Source organism: Xanthomonas axonopodis, from assembly GCF_001304695.1.
GTDB classification, from domain to species: Bacteria; Pseudomonadota; Gammaproteobacteria; order Xanthomonadales; family Xanthomonadaceae; genus Xanthomonas; species Xanthomonas axonopodis.
This window is the reverse complement of the sequence record NZ_JFAQ01000313.1, coordinates 1-940: the sequence shown is the minus strand read 5'-3', so window position 1 is coordinate 940 and position 940 is coordinate 1. Positions and strand designations below refer to the sequence as shown.

Sequence of the window (940 nt, the reverse complement as noted above, 5' to 3'; positions counted from 1 at the left end):
CGGCGGAACCCTGCGCACCGGTTTGCCGTGGCAATCGGTGCATGACGGCGAACGCCTGACCCACGAACCGCTGCGGCTCTCGGTGCTGATCGAAGCACCGTCCGAAGCGATCGCCAACATCCTCGAACGTCACCCGCAGGTCCGCGCGCTGTTCGACAATCGCTGGCTGCATCTGTTCGCCCTGGACGACGCAGGCCGCATGGCGCAGCGCTATCTCGGCGATCTGCAATGGGAGAGGTGCTTTGGCGATGCCTCTTTACACAGCCATTGAGGCTGCGTTTCGGCCATCCTGCTGAGCCCCGTACACACGCACTGCCACTTCCGGCGTTATTTCGTCTATGTAGACCGAGAGGACGATGGCAACCGGTGATGCGTGAAATGGCTGAATCAGGTCAAAGCCCTCTGGCGTGCCCACGTCCGTCTCGCTGCGCCAACTTACTCGTCTTGCGTCGGGCTCGCCCATTGGGCAATGAACTCGGCAACCCGTTCTTCGATGCGGCTTTCGACGGTGCGCAGGCGCAGGGTAAGGATGCCGCTTTTGGCCAGGATGCCGTTCTTCAGAGCATCCCGCGCCGCCTGATCGGGCCGGTCGTGAGAGCCGCCATCGACTTCGATCACCCCCACCGGAATCTTTCCTACCCGGAAATAGATGACGAAGTCGCAACTGGCACGCGCCATGAAGGCCCGCTCGCGGTCCGTCAAGCCCGGGGTATTCGGCGATGCAACCTGATTCAGCTTGACCTGGTGGTGGACCATCAAGGCATGACACCCCGACGTAGACAGGACCTGACGTAGCACCTGCGCCGCGTTCTGCTCGGACTTGTAACGCGAATCCTCGGGCCGCAAGCGGGCATTCAACCGCGCTAGGGATTGATCGTATTCGCGATACAACAGATCGAAGGCAGACACCACCGGTGCCCGCACGATCTGATCGTCGTGC

2 protein-coding genes are annotated in these 940 nt (G+C 61.8%); one reads left to right on the top strand and one right to left on the bottom strand.

Going from position 1 to position 940, the window contains the following annotated elements; translation table 11 throughout:
* Positions 1–271: putative inorganic carbon transporter subunit DabA (locus XAXN_RS20000; protein ID WP_134984951.1), on the top strand; the 271-nt coding region annotated here is incomplete at its 5' end.
* Positions 272–435: 164 nt separating this feature from the next.
* Here XAXN_RS20000 and XAXN_RS19995 read toward each other — a convergent pair.
* A partial coding sequence (locus XAXN_RS19995; RefSeq protein ID WP_134984950.1) for a DUF2726 domain-containing protein occupies positions 436–940 on the bottom strand: 505 nt, incomplete at its 5' end.